14 protein-coding genes are annotated in these 15,891 nt (G+C 58.5%); 9 read left to right on the forward strand and 5 right to left on the reverse strand.

The features are described 5' to 3' along the window. Window positions 1-60 precede the first annotated feature (60 nt). Window positions 61-1,089 (reverse strand): DUF3549 family protein, encoded by a 1,029-nt coding sequence (locus tag BN1143_RS05655; RefSeq protein WP_017784025.1) that lies wholly within the window; start codon window positions 1,087-1,089, stop codon window positions 61-63. A 211-nt stretch (window positions 1,090-1,300) separates the two neighbouring features. On the opposite strand from BN1143_RS05655, the gene BN1143_RS05660 reads away from it, so the two are divergent. The 6 genes from BN1143_RS05660 to ptsG all read left to right on the forward strand — a co-directional run bounded on the left by BN1143_RS05660 (window position 1,301) and on the right by ptsG (window position 7,724). Continuing rightward, window positions 1,301-1,636, forward strand: coding sequence for a YqcC family protein (locus BN1143_RS05660; protein WP_042049937.1), 336 nt, complete (start codon window positions 1,301-1,303; stop codon window positions 1,634-1,636). Continuing rightward, on the forward strand, window positions 1,633-2,460 hold the full coding sequence (gene truC / locus BN1143_RS05665) for a tRNA pseudouridine(65) synthase TruC (RefSeq protein WP_197069847.1): 828 nt from the start codon (window positions 1,633-1,635) through the stop codon (window positions 2,458-2,460). The genes BN1143_RS05660 and truC overlap by 4 nt, the downstream gene beginning before the upstream one ends. Window positions 2,461-2,530: 70 nt before the next feature. Continuing rightward, entirely contained in the window at window positions 2,531-2,971 is a 441-nt protein-coding gene (locus BN1143_RS05670) for a flavodoxin (RefSeq protein ID WP_042049938.1), read from the forward strand. Between the two features lie 528 nt (window positions 2,972-3,499). Next, entirely contained in the window at window positions 3,500-4,798 is a 1,299-nt protein-coding gene (locus BN1143_RS05675) for a maltoporin (RefSeq protein ID WP_026141995.1), read from the forward strand. Between the two features lie 91 nt (window positions 4,799-4,889). Further along, window positions 4,890-5,861, forward strand: coding sequence for a MalM family protein (locus BN1143_RS05680; RefSeq protein ID WP_042049940.1), 972 nt, complete (start codon window positions 4,890-4,892; stop codon window positions 5,859-5,861). Between the two features lie 432 nt (window positions 5,862-6,293). Then, window positions 6,294-7,724 (forward strand): PTS glucose transporter subunit IIBC, encoded by a 1,431-nt coding sequence (gene ptsG, locus BN1143_RS05685; protein ID WP_005303477.1) that lies wholly within the window; start codon window positions 6,294-6,296, stop codon window positions 7,722-7,724. 162 nt (window positions 7,725-7,886) lie between these two features. Here ptsG and BN1143_RS05690 read toward each other — a convergent pair whose 3' ends face one another. The 4 genes from BN1143_RS05690 to map form a co-directional block, all read right to left on the reverse strand. Further along, window positions 7,887-8,270, reverse strand: a complete 384-nt coding sequence (locus BN1143_RS05690; RefSeq protein WP_005303475.1) for a DUF3461 family protein — start codon at window positions 8,268-8,270, stop codon at window positions 7,887-7,889. Window positions 8,271-8,398: 128 nt separating this feature from the next. Continuing rightward, window positions 8,399-9,226 carry a 2,3,4,5-tetrahydropyridine-2,6-dicarboxylate N-succinyltransferase gene (gene dapD / locus BN1143_RS05695; RefSeq protein ID WP_005303473.1) on the reverse strand — a complete coding sequence of 276 codons (828 nt, stop codon included), beginning with the start codon at window positions 9,224-9,226 and terminating at the stop codon, window positions 8,399-8,401. Between the two features lie 184 nt (window positions 9,227-9,410). Beyond that, entirely contained in the window at window positions 9,411-12,047 is a 2,637-nt protein-coding gene (gene glnD, locus BN1143_RS05700; RefSeq protein WP_017781881.1) for a bifunctional uridylyltransferase/uridylyl-removing protein GlnD, read from the reverse strand. Window positions 12,048-12,132: 85 nt separating this feature from the next. After that, window positions 12,133-12,921, reverse strand: coding sequence for a type I methionyl aminopeptidase (map, locus tag BN1143_RS05705; RefSeq protein WP_005303471.1), 789 nt, complete (start codon window positions 12,919-12,921; stop codon window positions 12,133-12,135). 361 nt (window positions 12,922-13,282) lie between these two features. Here map and rpsB point away from each other — a divergent pair, with 361 nt between their 5' ends. The 3 genes from rpsB to pyrH all read left to right on the forward strand — a co-directional run bounded on the left by rpsB (window position 13,283) and on the right by pyrH (window position 15,803). Further along, window positions 13,283-14,011: a 30S ribosomal protein S2 gene (rpsB, locus tag BN1143_RS05710; RefSeq protein WP_005303470.1), complete on the forward strand. Its 729-nt coding sequence runs from the start codon at window positions 13,283-13,285 to the stop codon at window positions 14,009-14,011. Window positions 14,012-14,115: 104 nt separating this feature from the next. Further along, window positions 14,116-14,997, forward strand: coding sequence for a translation elongation factor Ts (tsf, locus tag BN1143_RS05715; protein ID WP_005303460.1), 882 nt, complete (start codon window positions 14,116-14,118; stop codon window positions 14,995-14,997). Between the two features lie 71 nt (window positions 14,998-15,068). Next, window positions 15,069-15,803: a UMP kinase gene (pyrH, locus tag BN1143_RS05720; protein WP_005303458.1), complete on the forward strand. Its 735-nt coding sequence runs from the start codon at window positions 15,069-15,071 to the stop codon at window positions 15,801-15,803. Window positions 15,804-15,891: the final 88 nt, after the last annotated feature.

Genomic DNA, 15,891 nt, shown 5'->3' on the forward strand with positions numbered 1-15,891 from the left:
CCTTTTGCGGTGTGTCCGTGTCGGGCGGCGCCCCGCCAGGGTGGCGGGGCGCCGCTATCATCAGGCCGAGGCGAACAGGCGGCCGATGGCCTGGCCCAGGGCGTCGCTGCGCTCGGGGTCGCGCAGTCTGGCCAGCATATCATTGCGCAGGGCCGGCAGGGTCACCAGTTCGGCAAATACCTGATTGAAGAACTGGGTCGGCTGCAGGGCCAGCTGCTCCAGGAACAGGCTGAGCAGGGCGGCATCCTTCAGATCGGGCCAGAGCCGGCCGGCGATGGCCAGCAGCAGGGCCGGGCTCGGCTGGGTTTGCAGCAGGGTCAGCAGCTTGTTGGTACGCATGCTGCTGCCGTTGCAGGAGGCCAGCGCCCGACACAGGTAGGCCAGGGTTTCGGCGTTGGGCTCGGCGCACTCCTGTTCCTTGCCGATGCGCTCGAACAGGGCGCCCTGTACGGCCGGCGGCAGCGGTGCGTTCTCCAGGCTCTGGCAGAGGGCGTAGAGCGGCTCTTGCGGCAGCTTCGGCAGCGCCTTGCACACCAGCGCCAGGTTGCGCTCATCCTGCAGCCGCTCCGCCAGATCGGCAAAGCCCTGTACGCCGAGGGTCTGCCACCCCTCGGGAGAGGGAGCGGACAGGTAGTGGCAGAGCCCGTCGTAATAGGCGGACGGGGCCTGCTCCAGCTGGCGTGCCAGCTTGGCGTGCAGGCTGGCCATCTTGGCTTCGGCCGGGCGGAAGGTGTAGGGATTCTCGGCCAGCCGCTGGGCCTTCTCCTCATCGAGCTCGCCGGTCAGCTTGTAGCCCAGAGTCTCCACCACCTGATCCATGAAGTGCTTGGGGCCGCTCGAGATGAGCAGACCGCGCTCGTCGAGAGCAAACTTGAGGAACCAGAGGTAGTGGCGCGACTCGGCCGGCTGGAAGAAGTGGACGCCGAGCCAGGCGTGCTGCTGCAGGGGCCAGGGGTAGGGCTCCTGCTGCTGCTCGATGCGCACGAAGGTGTCGCTCGCCAGCGGCCGCACCTGGCGGCCCATGTCGAACAGCTGAAACTGGGTATCGGCCTGGGTCAGAAAGTCAGTCAGAGTATTGATGGTGGACATGAGGTGATCCGGCTAAGGGTGATGCGGGCCGATTATAAGGCGCTGGCACAAGATAGCCAGCGGGGAGGCGTGTTGCGACCCGTACGAATGGCCGCCGGGGGCATGGCAGAGAGCGGGGGGGAGGGTGTATAGTAGCGCCCTTTTTTGCAAAGCCCGATTCGCTGTTGACTGAACCGCGAACCGGGGACGTGGTGATGAGGAAGAGAGCGCAATGAATCAATATCTGCTGGTCGCCGGCCTGCTGGGCGAACTGACCGCCGAACTGCAACGTCTGGAACGTTGGCAAGCGACCCATCCGGGGGAAGAGGCCCTGGCCAGCGAGCTGCCGTTTTGCGTCGATACCCTGAGCTTCGATCAGTGGCTGCAGTTCGTGCTGATCCCGCGCATGGAGCAGTTGGTGCTGCTGCAGGCGCCGCTGCCCAGCAGCGTCTCTCTCTATCCTATGGCCAGCGAAGTCTACAAGGAAGATCTGGCCGAGGTTGAAGCCCTGCTGCGCCTGATCGCCCGCTTCGATCTGCTGCTCTCCGGCAAAGTGGTCGAACAATGATGAGCGAGCAGACCCGGGGTCATCAGAAGAAAACGCAGACGGGTGGCAGTTCAGATGCTTGCACCACTCAAGACGACGGCGAGATGAAGCTGACCCTGCTCTACCAGGATGACTGGCTGGTGGCGGTCAACAAGCCCTCCGGTCTGCTGGTGCACCGCAGCTGGCTCGACAAGGCCGAAACCCGTTTTGCCATGCAGATGACCCGAGATCTCATCGGCGGTCGTCACGTCTACCCGGTACATCGGCTGGACAGACCCACCTCGGGGGTGCTGCTGTTTGCCCTCGATCCTGCCGTGGCCCGTACCCTGACCGAGGCCTTTGCCGCCCGTCAGGTGCACAAGGAGTATCTGGCGCTGGTGCGAGGCTGGGCTCCGGAGCAGGGGGTTATCGACTACCCCCTCAAGGAGCAGCTGGACAAGATCGCCGATGCCATGAGCGATCCGGATCGTCCGGCCCAGGAGGCGGTGACCGCGTTTCGTCGCCTGCATCAGGTCGAGTTGCCCCATGCGGTTTCCAAGAAACACCCTACCAGTCGCTACAGCCTGGTTCGGCTGTTCCCCAAGACGGGTCGCAAGCATCAGCTGCGCCGTCACCTCGATCATCTGTTCCACCCTATCGTCGGTGACACCACCCACGGCGATGGCCGCCACAACCGCTTCTTTCGCGAGTACTATGGTTGCGATCGCCTGCTGCTGGTGGCCCGCACCCTCAGCTTCCAGCATCCGGTGCTGAAGGTGCCGATGCGCATCCAGGCGCCGCTGGGGTCGCACGTGCTGCAGCTGTTTGCCGCACTGGGCTGGCCTGCCAGCGAGAGCGACTACTGAGGCGTTCGGGGTGTTGCCTGACTCCGCGCTGTGGCATGCTGGGCATCCATGTTGGTCAAAGGGGGTCGTGATGGTGCAGATAGATATAGTGGTGGGAACCGTGTACGGCGCTGCCATGCTGGTGGCCGAGACGCTGGCCGTGCGGCTGGAACAGGCGGGACACGGCTGTCGGGTGTTCGAGGAGGCCGAGCTGGAAGATCTGGATGCGAGTCGATTCTTGCTGGTCATCACCGCCACCACCGGCCAGGGTGACATTCCGCCCAATCTGCAACCACTGGCTACTGCCCTGACTGATCGGGCCCCCTATATGAAAGGGTGGCGTTATGCCCTGATCGCCATGGGGGACAGCAGCTATGAGCACTTCTGCGGCGCCGGTCGCCACCTCGATGGACTGCTGCAGGAGCTTGGCGCCAGCCCTCTGCTGCCCCGGCTGGAAATAGATGCCACCGTCGACGATGAACCGGAAAAAGTGGCGCTGGCCTGGCTCAATGACTGGCTAAATAAACTCTAGCGACCACTCTTTTTCATCACTTATAGATCCCCGTTCAGTCCGTCTGGCGGGGATATTTATTTTGTGGGGCAGGACAGTCTCAACTGGCCATATTTGCCCGCTATTTCTCCGGTTATTTTTCAAGCCGTTCCTTGTTTGCTCAGTGATTTATTTCGGCGCCAGCTGACATGCCGCAAATTTAAAAGTTCCCCATTGAAAGCGATTTCAGTCATGTTTTTGTCATCAATTTGAATATTTAGCACTTAATCTTCGAAGCGAATTAATTGCTGGTAGCGGTTTCATGGTGGATCTTTTTGCATTTCAACCATAGTGAATAGTGAGTTATTGCATAAATTCACAGTTATCCATCCCATACAACCCTCTGCAGCCAATGCTGGGCGATTTGTCGCCATTTTGTGAATCAGCTCATGTTTGTCCCGAAATTGGCTACCTATAATCGGCCTCGGTTATCACCCAAACGTTTTTACGGTGATAAGAACTTGGATATTCAGGATCACACTCCTCACAGCGGGAATAAGGAAAATGAAAATGAAAGCAAAGTGGCTCCCGATCGCTGCAGCAGTAACCGCAGCCCTGGCTTCCCAAGCCGCCTTCGCCGTTGATTTCCACGGCTACTTCCGTTCAGGTGTCGGCGTTTCCAGTGATGGCGACATGCAGACTTTGAGCAAACAAAAGGTGGGTCGTCTGGGTAACGAAGATGATACCTACGGTGAAGTTCAGCTGGGGCAGGAAGTATTCAACAAGGATGGCAAGACTTTCTACGTTGACTCCATGTTCGCCATGACTTCCAACGGTTCCAATGACTGGGAAGGTACTGGTTCTGTATGTAACTTCGATGAAAAACAGTGCAGCGGTGACTCCGAGTTCGCGCTGCGCCAGTTCAACGTCCAGGCCAAGGGGCTACTGGGCTTTGCGCCGGAAGCCACCCTGTGGGCCGGTAAGCGTTACTACCAACGTCACGACATTCACATCTCCGACTTCTACTACTGGAACATCTCCGGTGCCGGTGCTGGTATCGAAGGTGTCCAGGCCGGTCCTGGTAAAATTTCCTTCGCCTGGGTTCGCAATGACCGTGGTTGGGACGGCAAAGATGGTTGGACCAAGTTTGAGGGGATGGATGTAAATACCCTTGACCTGCGCTATGCAGGTATTCCTTTGTGGCAAGATGCTTCTTTGGAAGTCGGAGTTGACTATGCAATAGCCAATCCAACAGATGCTCAAAAAGACTCTTCCAATGTTCAGTACAAAAACGCCAAAGATGGCGTAATGCTGACCGCTGAATTGACCCAAGGCATCTTTGGGGGATTCAACAAGACTGTGCTGCAGTACGGTACTGAAGGTTACTCCAAGACCATGGCTTTCTATGGTGACGGTTCCTGGTACGGTGCTGAAGCCAAGGATGGTGCTGACGGTTTCCGTATCATCAACCATGGTGTGATCCCGATGGGCAACTCCTGGGAGATGGGCCACCAGCTGGTCTATGGGGTAGGCAATGACATGTGGGATGGCAACGACAAGTGGGAAACCATGTCCGTTGTTGCACGCCCGATGTACAAGTGGGATGACTTCAACAAAACCATCTTTGAAGGCGGTTACTTCAAGGACAAGAACAAGTCTACCAACGGTTCTTCCCTTGAAGATTCTGGTTACAAGTTGACCTTGTCTCAGGCTTGGTCTGCTGGCTCAAGCTTCTGGGCTCGTCCTGAAATCCGAGTCTTTACTTCTTATGTAGCTCTGGATGACAACGACATGGCTGGTACTCCCTATAACAGTAAAACATCTAAAGATACCTGGAACTTTGGTGTTCAAGCAGAAGCTTGGTGGTAAGCCGCTGTTTAAGTTAAGTTAGTCACTGCCCCCGTATGGGGGCAGTTTTGTTTCGCCGGGTAACGGCAACCGGGTTATGGAGATAAGAAGAATGAAACTGGTAAAGATGTCTATCGCAGCCGTGGTTACTGCGCTGTTGGCCGGTTGTTCCGGTAGCATGTTGGTCCCCGTGCAGGATCATGCATCCATCCTGAGTAATGCCGAGCAGGCCAAGCAGGCGCTCTCGCAGGCGACCAGCTGCTGCGCCGCTTTCAGTGATTTCAATTATGTGGCGTTGCCGGAGGGCGACACTCTGCTGGCCCTCGACAGCAAGCAACCCAGTTTTCAGTTTGACGAGGGGATGAGCTATTTCGCTGCTTATCGCCTGCCGGCCAATACCGGCAATCTCGCCATCAGCATCGCATCCCAGGTGAGCAAGACGGTGCTGATCCCGCAGGTCATCATGCTGGATGCCCAGTTCAAGGTGACGCGCGTGCTGGGTGAATCGGTATTCACCTATCAGCCGGCCCATCTGCTCGATAACGACAGGATTGAGGGCAAGTTGTTCGTCGACCGTAGCATGCCGGGCAATCCGGCGGCCGAGACCTATATGATTGTCTATGCTCCGGCCGACAAGCTGGCAGGCAGCACCACCATACTGCACCCCTCCAAGGCGTTTGCCAGAGCCAATGGGACGGTCGAGCCGGATATCAAGGACCCCGTGATCCCACACTCCCCATGGGGTCTGGTACAGATCAAGGTTGCCGACATGGCAAAAGGGCAGGGACTGGAAGCAGTCTTCAAGCCTGAATATGCCGACAAGGTGGCAATGAGCAAGGCTGCACCGGCGGCGACGGCCGTTGCGGCAGGCACTGTGGCGACCGCTGCGGTAGCCGCGCCTGCCAAGTCTGCGCCCGCCATGCTGAGCGAAACCGAGGCCTTCTATCAATCCCAGATCGAGAAAGCGGTGAAAGCCGGTGACATCGACAAGGCGATGAGATTGGTCAGCGAAGCGGAACGGGCAGGTTCGACCAAGGCGAAATCGGTCTTTGTGGATGCGGTCAAGCGTTCCCAGAAAGGTTGAATATTGTCCGGTCTTTAAAAAATAATATTTATTTGAGGCCTCCCTTGTTGGAGGCCTTTTTAATCGGTAGACTAAAATAGAAAAAGCAGCAAATAGTTACATTAAGTTACATTGTGTTTCGTGGTGTATTGTTTTGATTGGCTAAAATACAATGCGAAACAGCACTTTTCATATTTCTGGTTTAGCATGAAGATGCCGAAATATAGCTGTAATTAGCCGAAGATTCCCGCCTAAATTATCTTGTGATCTCCCCTCCAAATTTTTTATTCGCTTACCCCTGATGGAAGATATTTGCGATCTGCTGGGTTATATTCAGCTGGTCAAAATAAACAAACCCGCGTCGAATTCATGCCGATGAGAGATGATGTTCTTGGTCGTCTATAAATTGGACTGAAGCGTCTACGGTAAGACATTCCATTCAGGAGCGCACACATGTTAAAAAATGCTTTCTCTAATCTGCAAAAGGTCGGTAAGGCGCTGATGCTGCCAGTATCGGTCTTGCCCGTTGCAGGTATTCTGCTGGGGGTGGGTGCTGCCCACTTCAGCTGGTTGCCGGAAATTGTCTCCCAGCTGATGGAGCAGGCCGGTGGTTCCGTATTCGGTCAGATGGCCCTGCTGTTCGCCGTGGGCGTGGCACTCGGCTTTACCAATAACGACGGCGTATCCGGCCTGTCTGCCATCGTTGGCTACGGCATCATGAGCGCCACCCTGAAGGTGATGGCTCCCGTGATGGGCGTCGAGACCATCGAGACCGGCGTACTGGGTGGTATCCTCGCCGGTGGCGTGGCCGCCTGGGCGTTCAACCGCTTCTACAAGATTCAGTTGCCCGAGTACCTGGGCTTCTTCGCCGGCAAGCGCGCCGTGCCCATCATCACCGGTTTCGTCTCCATCGGTCTGGGCGTGATCCTGTCCGTGATTTGGCCGCCGGTAGGTGCCGCCATCGGTGCCTTCTCCGACTGGGCTGCCAACCAGAACCCGGTACTGGCCTTCGGTATCTACGGCGTGGTTGAACGTTCACTGATCCCGTTCGGTCTGCACCACATCTGGAACGTGCCGTTCTTCTATCAGGCTGGTACCTGTGTCAACGCCGCTGGCGAAACCGTACACGGCATCATGACCTGCTTCCTGACTGCTGACGACGCCTCCCGCGCTGCCGGCAACGGCTTCGGTCAGCTGGCCGGTGGCTACCTGTTCAAGATGTTCGGTCTGCCTGCCGCCGCGTTTGCCATCGCGCACTCCGCCAAGCCGGAAAACCGCGCCAAGATCGTAGGTATCATGGCCTCTGCCGCCCTGACCTCTTTCCTGACCGGTATCACTGAGCCTATCGAGTTCTCCTTCCTGTTCATCGCCCCGGTACTGTACGCCATCCACGCCGTGCTGGCCGGTCTGGCCTACGTGCTGACCAACTCCCTGGGCGTGGTACACGGCCACACCTTCTCCAACGGCTTCATCGACTTCGTGGTGCAATCCCCGCGTGCCGATCACATGCTGCTGCTGGTGGGTCTGGGTCTGGTTTATGCCGTCATCTACTACGTGGTCTTCACCGTGGTCATCCGTGCCATGAACCTGAAGACCCCGGGCCGTGAAGACGAAACTGCTGAAGAGAGCGTTGGTCAGAGCAAGGACGAGATGTCTGCCGCACTGGTCACTGCCTTCGGTGGCAAGGAGAACATCGCTTCTCTGGACGCTTGCATCACCCGTCTGCGTGTCGGCGTGAAGGATGTGGCCAAGGTTGACCAGGCCGGTCTGAAGAAACTGGGCGCCGCCGGTGTGGTGGTTGCAGGTTCTGGCGTACAAGCCATCTTCGGTACCAAGTCCGACAACCTGAAAACCGACATGGACATCTGGATGAAGAGCAACTAATCCCTGCTTTCATTCCGAGTTCCGAAAAGGGAGGCGCAAGCCTCCCTTTTTGCTGGGCCGCGTTTGGGCGGCGGGGCATGTGCGGGGCTGGCCTGATGGCGCCTGTCTGTTGTGACCCAATGAAAAAGGCGCCCGTGGGCGCCTTTGCTGCATCAGACCGGTTTAGAGCTTTTCCAGATCCCGCTCGATTTCGCTGATCTTGTTCTGCACCACTTTTTCCAGGTGGCGCAGGTCGCGCAAGATCTTCTGCTTGATGTCCGGGTCGGCCTGCACGTGCACGCCCTGGGTCAGGTTGTCGAGCTCGTCCACCACGTATTTCAGATTGGCGTTGATCTCGGTGACATCCTTGTACTCATGGGTGCCCGAATCGACCAGCATGGTCTTGCGCTGGCGCGGGTATTTGAACTTGACGCTCTTGGCGAAAAACTCACCCTTCTGCTTCTTGAAGTAGATCTTGAGGATGTCGTGGTTGGCCTCCTGGCGCAGGGTATAGCTGTCGACGGAGGCGGGATCCTGGATCCCCAGGCTCTTCAGATTCTCGTACATCAGGCTTCCTCGGTTTGAAACGATCCTGTCACGTCTATCTTAACCGAGCCGGTGTGGCTTGCCTGTGACAGGGGCGCCAAAATCAAAAGGGCGCCATCAGGCGCCCTTTTAAATCACAGCAAAACCGCTTACTCGTCGATGGAACGCAGCAGGGCGTTGATGCCGACCTTGGCGCGGGTCTTGGCATCCACCTTCTTGACGATGACGGCTGCGTAGAGGCTGTACTTGCCGCACTTGGAGGGCAGGGAGCCGGAGACGACCACCGAGCCAGCCGGCACGCGGCCGTAGTGGATCTCGCCGGTTTCACGGTCATAGATGCGAGTGGACTGGCCGATGAAGACGCCCATGGAGATGACGGAGCCTTCCTCCACGATCACCCCTTCCACCACTTCGGAGCGGGCACCGATGAAGCAGTTGTCCTCGATGATGGTCGGGTTGGCCTGCAGCGGCTCCAGCACGCCGCCGATGCCGACGCCGCCGGAGAGGTGCACGTTCTTGCCGATCTGGGCGCAGGAGCCCACGGTGGCCCAGGTGTCGACCATGGTGCCTTCATCGACGAAGGCGCCGATGTTGACGTAGGAGGGCATCAGCACGGTATTGGGCGCGATGAAGGAGCCTTTGCGGGCGGTGGCAGGGGGTACCACGCGCACACCGGCGGCCTTGAACTGCTCGGCGCTGTAGTCGGAGAACTTGAGGGGAACCTTGTCGTAGTACTGGGCATCGTCGCCCTTGATGATGCCGTTGTCATTGATGCGGAAGTAGAGCAACACCGCCTTCTTCAACCACTGGTGCACCACCCACTCGCCGGCAATCTTCTCGGCGACGCGGGCCTTGCCGGAATCCAGCAGGTCGATGGCTTGCAGGATGGCGGCCTTGGTGGCGGCATCGACGGAGCCGGGAGTGATGGAATCACGGCGCTCGAAGGCCGCTTCGATGATCTGTTGCAACTCGGTCATGACAGGTTTCCTTTAAAAAATTCCGTTTGTTGTATCACACTTTTCCAACTGTTTTTAAGGGCCCGGGCCGATTTCTTCACAAGAACGGCGATTTATTGTACTCGAGTGGCCCAACCACTTGTTCTGACTGAAAAATCAGGCTGATAAACGGGGTCTTGTGAGGCCGGCCCGGAGTGCCATGGGTCTACCCTCCAGCGCTCTCCACAGGGTTGAGCTGATTGACCAGCCGCTCTTCCAGTGCTTGCTGCTCGGTCTGGGTCAGGGGTTCGCCAGCCAGGGTGGTGAGGCTGAAGAAGTCCTCCACTCGCTCGCCGATGGTGGTGATCTTGGCGGCGTGCAGCGACAGGCCGCACTGCTGGAACACGGCGCCGATGCGGGCCAGCAGGCCCGGGGTGTCGAGTGCGGTCAGCTCCAGCAGGGTGTGGCGGTTTTCCCCCTTGTGGGGCAGAAACACCACCCGGGTCGGTACGCTGAACTGGCGATGGCGGCGCGACAGGGGCTTGCTGCGCAGCACCAGCTTGCCCGGTTCCTGCAGCGCCTTCTCCAGCGCCTTCTTGATGGTGGCGGTGCGGTTGGGGCTGATGGGCTCGCCGTTGGGCTCGAGCACCACGAAGGTATCGAGCACGTAGTCGCTGCGCGAATTCATGATCTGGGCGTCGTGGATGTTGAGGTTCTTCTGATCCAGCGCCGAGGCCACGGTGGCGAACAGATTCGGGGTGTCGCGACAGTAGATGAACACCTCGCTGCCGCCGCGGGTCGGGTGCTTGCCGATGATCACCAGCGGCGCCGGGTTGTCGCCGTGCTCGATGATCTTGCGGCAGTGCCAGGCGATCTGCTCCGGGGTGTGGCGGAGGAAATAATCGGCCTTGAAATCGCTCCAGAGCTGGTTGATGGCCTCTTCCGGCACGTCGCGCTGGGCCAGGAACTGCTTGGCCTGGCGCTGGTTTTCACGGATCCGCAGCCGCATGTCAGGCGGGTTCTCCAGCCCCTGGCGCAGCGCCTTCTGGGTGGCGAAGTAGAGTTCGCGCAGCAGGGTGCCCTTCCAGTCGTTCCAGAGGGTGTCGTTGGTGGCGCAGATATCGGCCACGGTCAGGCAGTAGAGCAGGTCGAGGTGCTGCTCGTCGCGCACCTTCTGGGCAAAGTCGGTGACCACGTCCGGGTCGTAGATGTCGCGGCGCTGGGCGGTGACCGACATCAGCAGATGGTGGCGCACCAGCCAGGCGACCAGCCGGCTCTCGTAGCGATCCAGGCCGTGCAGCTGGCAGAACTCCAGCGCATCGACGGCGCCGAGCTCGGAGTGATCGCCGCGTCGCCCCTTAGCGATGTCGTGAAAGAGGGCGGCAATGCTGAGCAGCTCCGGCTTGCGCAGCCGGGTGAAGACCTCGTGGCAGAGCGGGTGAGTCTGGCGGCTGGCCGGGTTGGGAAACTGGTGGATGTTCTTGAGCAGCCGGTGGGTGTGTTCGTCCACCGTGTAGGCATGGAACATGTCGAACTGCATCTGGCCGACGATAAGGTTCCACTGCGGCAGGTAGGCGGCCAGGATGCCGTATTTGTGCATCAGGCTGAGTGGTTGGCCGATGCCGTTGGGGTGGCGCAGCAGCGCCATGAACAGGCGGCGGCACTCGGGCAGGTCCTGCAGCCAGCAGTTGAGCTTGCGGCGCGCCTCGCGCAGCTGGCGCAGGGTGGCGGAGTGGATGCCGGCAATCTCCGGGTGCTGGGCAATCTGGTAGAAGAGGCGCAGGATGGCGGCGGGATCGCGGCCGAACAGCTCGCTATCCACCGCATCGATGAGGCGCCCGCGCAACTGGAACTCGTCGGAGAGGCGGCGTACGTCCATGGCGGTGTTGCCGAGGATCGCCTCGTCAAACAGCTGCAGCAGCATCTCGTTGAGCTCGGAGACCCGTCGCACCGTCTGATAGAAGCGCTTCATCATCTGCTCGACCGGGGCGTTGCCTTCCCCCTCGAAACCCAGCATCTGGGCCACGGTGCGCTGGCGATCGAACAGCAGCCGGTTGTCGCCCTTGTTGATGGCCATGTGCAGGGCGAAGCGCACCTTCCAGAGGAAATTCTGGCAGTCGAGCAGCTCGCGATACTCGGCCCGGTTGAGAAAACCGTGGCTGGTCATCTCGAACAATGTGGTGGCGCCGAAGTGGCGGCGAGCCACCCAGGCCAGGGTCTGGATGTCGCGCAGTCCCCCCGGATTGCACTTGAGATCCGGTTCGAGCTTGTAGGCGGTGCCGAGAAACTGCTGGTGGCGCTGGGCCTGCTCTTCGCGCTTGGCCTTGAAGAACTGCTCGCTCGGCCAGAAGTGCTGGGGGCCGGTGGCCTCCTTTAGCTGCTGGAAGCCCGCCTCGCGGCCGGTGATGTAACGCGCCTCGATGAGGTTGGTGGCGACCGTGATGTCGCCGCGCCCCTGCTCGATGCACTCGCGCACGTTGCGCACCGCCTGGCCCACCTCCAGCTTGAGATCCCACAACAGGGTGATGAACTCGCCAATGCGCAGCCCCAGCACCTCGTCCAGCTCGTCCCCTTCGTAGAGGATCAGCAGATCGATGTCGGAGTGGGGGTGCAGCTCGCCGCGGCCATAGCCTCCTACCGCGATCAGGGTGAGTTCCGTCTTGTCAAAGCCGAATTTCTGCCACAGCCGGGTCAGCAGCTGGTCCATGTATTCGGAGCGGGTGGCCACCAGTTCGATGATGTTGTCACCGGCGTCGAAGCGGGCGTGCAGCCAGCCGAGAAAACGGCTCAGGTACTCCTTGCAGTTCTCGCGGGTGAGCTGATCGTCGGGCAGCAAATGGGGGGAAAGCAGGCTGGCGTCCATGGCGTCTCACACTCTTGTCGCAGGCCGAAGTGCGGGGCCTGCGGCTGATAAAAACAAAACCCCGGCGAGGGGCCGGGGTTTGATGTTAACCGTGTTTGATGAGACGGTCGATAGTGTCGTCCGGGCGCAGGGTCAGCACCTCGCAGCCATCCTCGGTCACCAGCAGGGTGTGCTCCCACTGGGCGGAGTCGCCGCCATCCTTGGTGGTCACGGTCCAGCCATCCTTCGGGTTGACCTTGCAGTGGTACTTCTTGCTGTTGACCATGGGCTCGATGGTGAAGCACATGCCAGGTTTGAGCTCCAGCTTGCCGCCGTTGCGGTAGTGCAGGATCTGCGGCTCTTCGTGGAACTCGGCCCCGATGCCGTGACCGCAGTAGTCACGTACCACGGAGAAACCGGCCTTCTCGACGATGGGCTGGATCACGGCGCCGATCTCGGTGATGCACATGCCGGGGCGCACCTGCTTGATGGCGGCGTAGAGGCTCTCCTGAGCCACCTTGCAGAGCTGGCGACGCAGCGGGGTGGTCTCGCCCACGATGAACATGGCGGAGGTATCGCCGTGGTAGCCATCCTTGATGACGGTGATGTCGAGGTTGATGATGTCACCCTCGCGCAGCTTCTTGTGGTTCGGAATGCCGTGGCAGATCACATCGTTCACCGAGGTGCAGATGGACTTGGGGAAGCCGTGATAGTTGAGCGGGGCAGGGATGGCCTGCTGCACGTCGACCATGTAGTTGTGGCAGATGGTGTTCAGTTCGTCGGTGGTGACGCCCGCCTTGACGTGGGGGGCGATCATGACCAGCACATCGGCGGCCAGCTGGCCGGCAACGCGCATCTTTTCAATCTCTTCCGGTGTCTTGATTTTAATGGACATGGGATCTCTCTTGGGACCTGACCGCGCACCCTGTGATGTCCGGCAATCAGGTAATGAAAAATAGATGCGTTTGCAATCAGGCCAAAATTTTATCCCCAACCCCCGTTTACTTCCAGTGTGATTGTCATCACAGCGTCAAATCGGTGCCGCAACCTGCTCGGCAGGGATCCATTTTTAGTGGTACGGCTGGTGGTGTCCTGACCAAAGTTATGGTATAAAGCGCGCCGGAATGGGGAACTTGTCTCCCCGTACCATCACCCTTACTTAAACAACACACACACATCGACACATATGCCGGGGTGCCTTAACGGGTCGGTTATATGGGATGTGTGGAGGCCTAACCCCAATACAGAGGTATAAAATGGCTAAAGTTTCTATGCGCGACATGCTGCAAGCCGGCGTTCACTTCGGTCACCAGACTCGTTACTGGAACCCGAAAATGAAATCCTACATCTTCGGTGCCCGCAGCAAGGTTCACATCATCAACCTGGAAAAAACCGTTCCGATGTTTGACGATGCCATGAACTTCATCAGCTCCGTAGCTGCCAAGAAGGGCAAGGTACTGTTCGTAGGTACCAAGCGTGCCGCGTCTGAAGCCGTAAAAGAAGCCGCTGAGCGTTGCGACCAGTTCTATGTTAACCACCGCTGGCTGGGCGGCATGCTGACCAACTGGAAAACCGTTCGTCAGTCCATCAAGCGCCTGAAAGATCTGGAAACCCAGAGCCAAGACGGTACCTTCGACAAGCTGACCAAGAAAGAGGCGCTGATGCGTACTCGCGAAATGGAAAAGCTGGAGAAGAGCCTGGGTGGTATCAAGAACATGGGCGGCCTGCCTGACGTTCTGTTCGTTGTCGATGCCGACCACGAGCACATCGCTATCAAAGAAGCCAACAACCTGGGTATCCCGGTAGTTTCCATCGTTGATACCAACTCCAACCCGGACGGCGTTGACTATGTCATCCCGGGTAACGACGACGCTATCCGTGCCGTTCAGCTGTACCTGAATGCTGCTGCTGACACCGTACTGGAAGCTCGCGCTCAGGACATCGTTGTTCAAGCCGAACAAGATGGCTTCGTTGAAGCTGAGTAATTGATAAGGACTGCAAAGCCCTTATTAACCAAGCTGATGTAATTGGTTAGCAGGGGCCCTTGTGGCCCCTGTTTCTTGTCAATTCAAGACCGAGGATACTGGACATGGCAAACATTTCTGCCGCCCTGGTAAAAGAACTGCGCGAGCGCACCGCCGCTGGCATGATGGATTGCAAAAAAGCACTGGAAGAAGCCAACGGTGATATCGAACTGGCTATCGAAAACATGCGCAAATCCGGTCAGGCCAAAGCCGCCAAGAAAGCTGGCCGTATCGCCGCTGAAGGTGTGATCTTCGCCCGTACCGAAGGCAACGTTGCCGTCATGATCGAGCTGAACTGCGAGACTGACTTCGTTTCCAAGGATGCCGGCTTCCTGGCCATGGGTCAGAAAATCGTTGAGATCGCCGCTACCCAGAAGATTGCTGACGTTGACGCGCTGAAAGCCGCCGACTTCGGCAACGGCGAGTCCGTCGAGCTGACCATCACCAACCTGATCGCCAAGATCGGTGAGAACATGAACCTGCGTCGCGTGATGCTGGTTGAAGGTGACAACCTGGGCACCTACGTTCACGGTTCCCGCATCGGTGTTATCACCAAGCTGGTCGGCGGTACCGACGAGCTGGCCAAAGATCTGGCCATGCACGTTGCTGCCAACAGCCCGCAATTCGTCAAGCCGGAAGATGTGTCTGCCGACGTCGTTGCCAAAGAGCGCGAAATCCAGATCGACATCGCCATCAACTCCGGCAAGCCGAAAGAGATCGCCGAGAAGATGGTTGAAGGCCGCATGAAGAAGTTCACCGGTGAGGTTTCCCTGACTGGTCAGCCGTTCGTGAAGGATCCTTCCATGACCGTTGCCGAGCTGCTGAAGAAAGAAGGCGCTGACGTTGTTTCCTTCACCCGTTTCGAAGTGGGCGAAGGCATCGAGAAGCAAGAGACCGATTTCGCTGCAGAAGTAGCAGCTCAAATCGCGGCCGCTCAAAAGGCCTAATCGAACCGGTTTTTCCGTTTCCCCAGACCGCGACTTATGTCGCGGTCTTTATATGACCAGGAATCAGTGACATGAGTACCAATCCCAAGCCTGCATACAGACGTGTTCTTCTGAAGTTGAGTGGTGAAGCCCTGCAAGGATCCGAGGGTTTTGGCATTGATCCGGCGGTGCTGGATCGGATGGCCCAAGAGATCAAAGAACTGGTTGAGCTGGGTGTTCAGGTTGGTCTGGTCATCGGTGGCGGCAACCTGTTCCGTGGTGCCGGTCTTGCCAAGGCGGGCATGAACCGCGTGGTGGGCGACCACATGGGTATGCTGGCAACCGTGATGAACGGTCTGGCCATGCGTGATGCCCTGCATCGTGCTTATGTGAATGCCCGTCTGATGTCTGCCATCTCCCTGCAAGGCATCTGTGACTCCTATGTCTGGGCTGAAGCCATCAGCCAGCTGCGCGCCGGCAAGGTGGTGATCTTCTCCGCCGGTACCGGAAACCCCTTCTTTACTACCGATTCTGCGGCCTGTCTGCGCGGGATCGAGATCGAAGCTGACGTCGTGCTCAAGGCCACCAAGGTGGATGGCGTGTTCACGGATGATCCGGTCAAGAACCCGGATGCCGTGCTGTACCATGAACTGAGTTATGATGAAGTTCTTGAAAAAGAACTCAAAGTGATGGATCTTGCTGCTTTTACTCTGGCCCGCGACCACGATCTGCCGATCCGCGTGTTCAACATGAACAAGCCGGGTGCGCTGCGTCGGGTGATCATGGGTGAGCCGGAAGGTACCCTGATCCACCATGTCAGCAAGTGAGACAAGCGTGAGCTCCGGCTCGTTTGTCCATGACGCCAGCAAATAAGATAGATACGGGCCGGTAGACGGCTCGTTCGCCAAAAGGAAA

The organism is Aeromonas dhakensis, assembly GCF_000820305.1.
GTDB lineage: Bacteria > Pseudomonadota > Gammaproteobacteria > Enterobacterales > Aeromonadaceae > Aeromonas > Aeromonas dhakensis.

Excerpts from the sequence above, each read along its gene's own strand:
- BN1143_RS05655 (WP_017784025.1), bottom strand. The coding sequence starts at position 1,089 with ATGTCCACCATCAATACTCTGACTGACTTTCTGACCCAGGCCGATACC.
- BN1143_RS05660 (WP_042049937.1), top strand. The coding sequence starts at position 1,301 with ATGAATCAATATCTGCTGGTCGCCGGCCTGCTGGGCGAACTGACCGCC.
- truC (WP_197069847.1), top strand. The coding sequence starts at position 1,633 with ATGATGAGCGAGCAGACCCGGGGTCATCAGAAGAAAACGCAGACGGGT.
- BN1143_RS05670 (WP_042049938.1), top strand. The coding sequence starts at position 2,531 with ATGGTGCAGATAGATATAGTGGTGGGAACCGTGTACGGCGCTGCCATG.
- BN1143_RS05675 (WP_026141995.1), top strand. The coding sequence starts at position 3,500 with ATGAAAGCAAAGTGGCTCCCGATCGCTGCAGCAGTAACCGCAGCCCTG.
- BN1143_RS05680 (WP_042049940.1), top strand. The coding sequence starts at position 4,890 with ATGAAACTGGTAAAGATGTCTATCGCAGCCGTGGTTACTGCGCTGTTG.
- ptsG (WP_005303477.1), top strand. The coding sequence starts at position 6,294 with ATGTTAAAAAATGCTTTCTCTAATCTGCAAAAGGTCGGTAAGGCGCTG.
- BN1143_RS05690 (WP_005303475.1), bottom strand. The coding sequence starts at position 8,270 with ATGTACGAGAATCTGAAGAGCCTGGGGATCCAGGATCCCGCCTCCGTC.
- dapD (WP_005303473.1), bottom strand. The coding sequence starts at position 9,226 with ATGACCGAGTTGCAACAGATCATCGAAGCGGCCTTCGAGCGCCGTGAT.
- glnD (WP_017781881.1), bottom strand. The coding sequence starts at position 12,047 with ATGGACGCCAGCCTGCTTTCCCCCCATTTGCTGCCCGACGATCAGCTC.
- map (WP_005303471.1), bottom strand. The coding sequence starts at position 12,921 with ATGTCCATTAAAATCAAGACACCGGAAGAGATTGAAAAGATGCGCGTT.
- rpsB (WP_005303470.1), top strand. The coding sequence starts at position 13,283 with ATGGCTAAAGTTTCTATGCGCGACATGCTGCAAGCCGGCGTTCACTTC.
- tsf (WP_005303460.1), top strand. The coding sequence starts at position 14,116 with ATGGCAAACATTTCTGCCGCCCTGGTAAAAGAACTGCGCGAGCGCACC.
- pyrH (WP_005303458.1), top strand. The coding sequence starts at position 15,069 with ATGAGTACCAATCCCAAGCCTGCATACAGACGTGTTCTTCTGAAGTTG.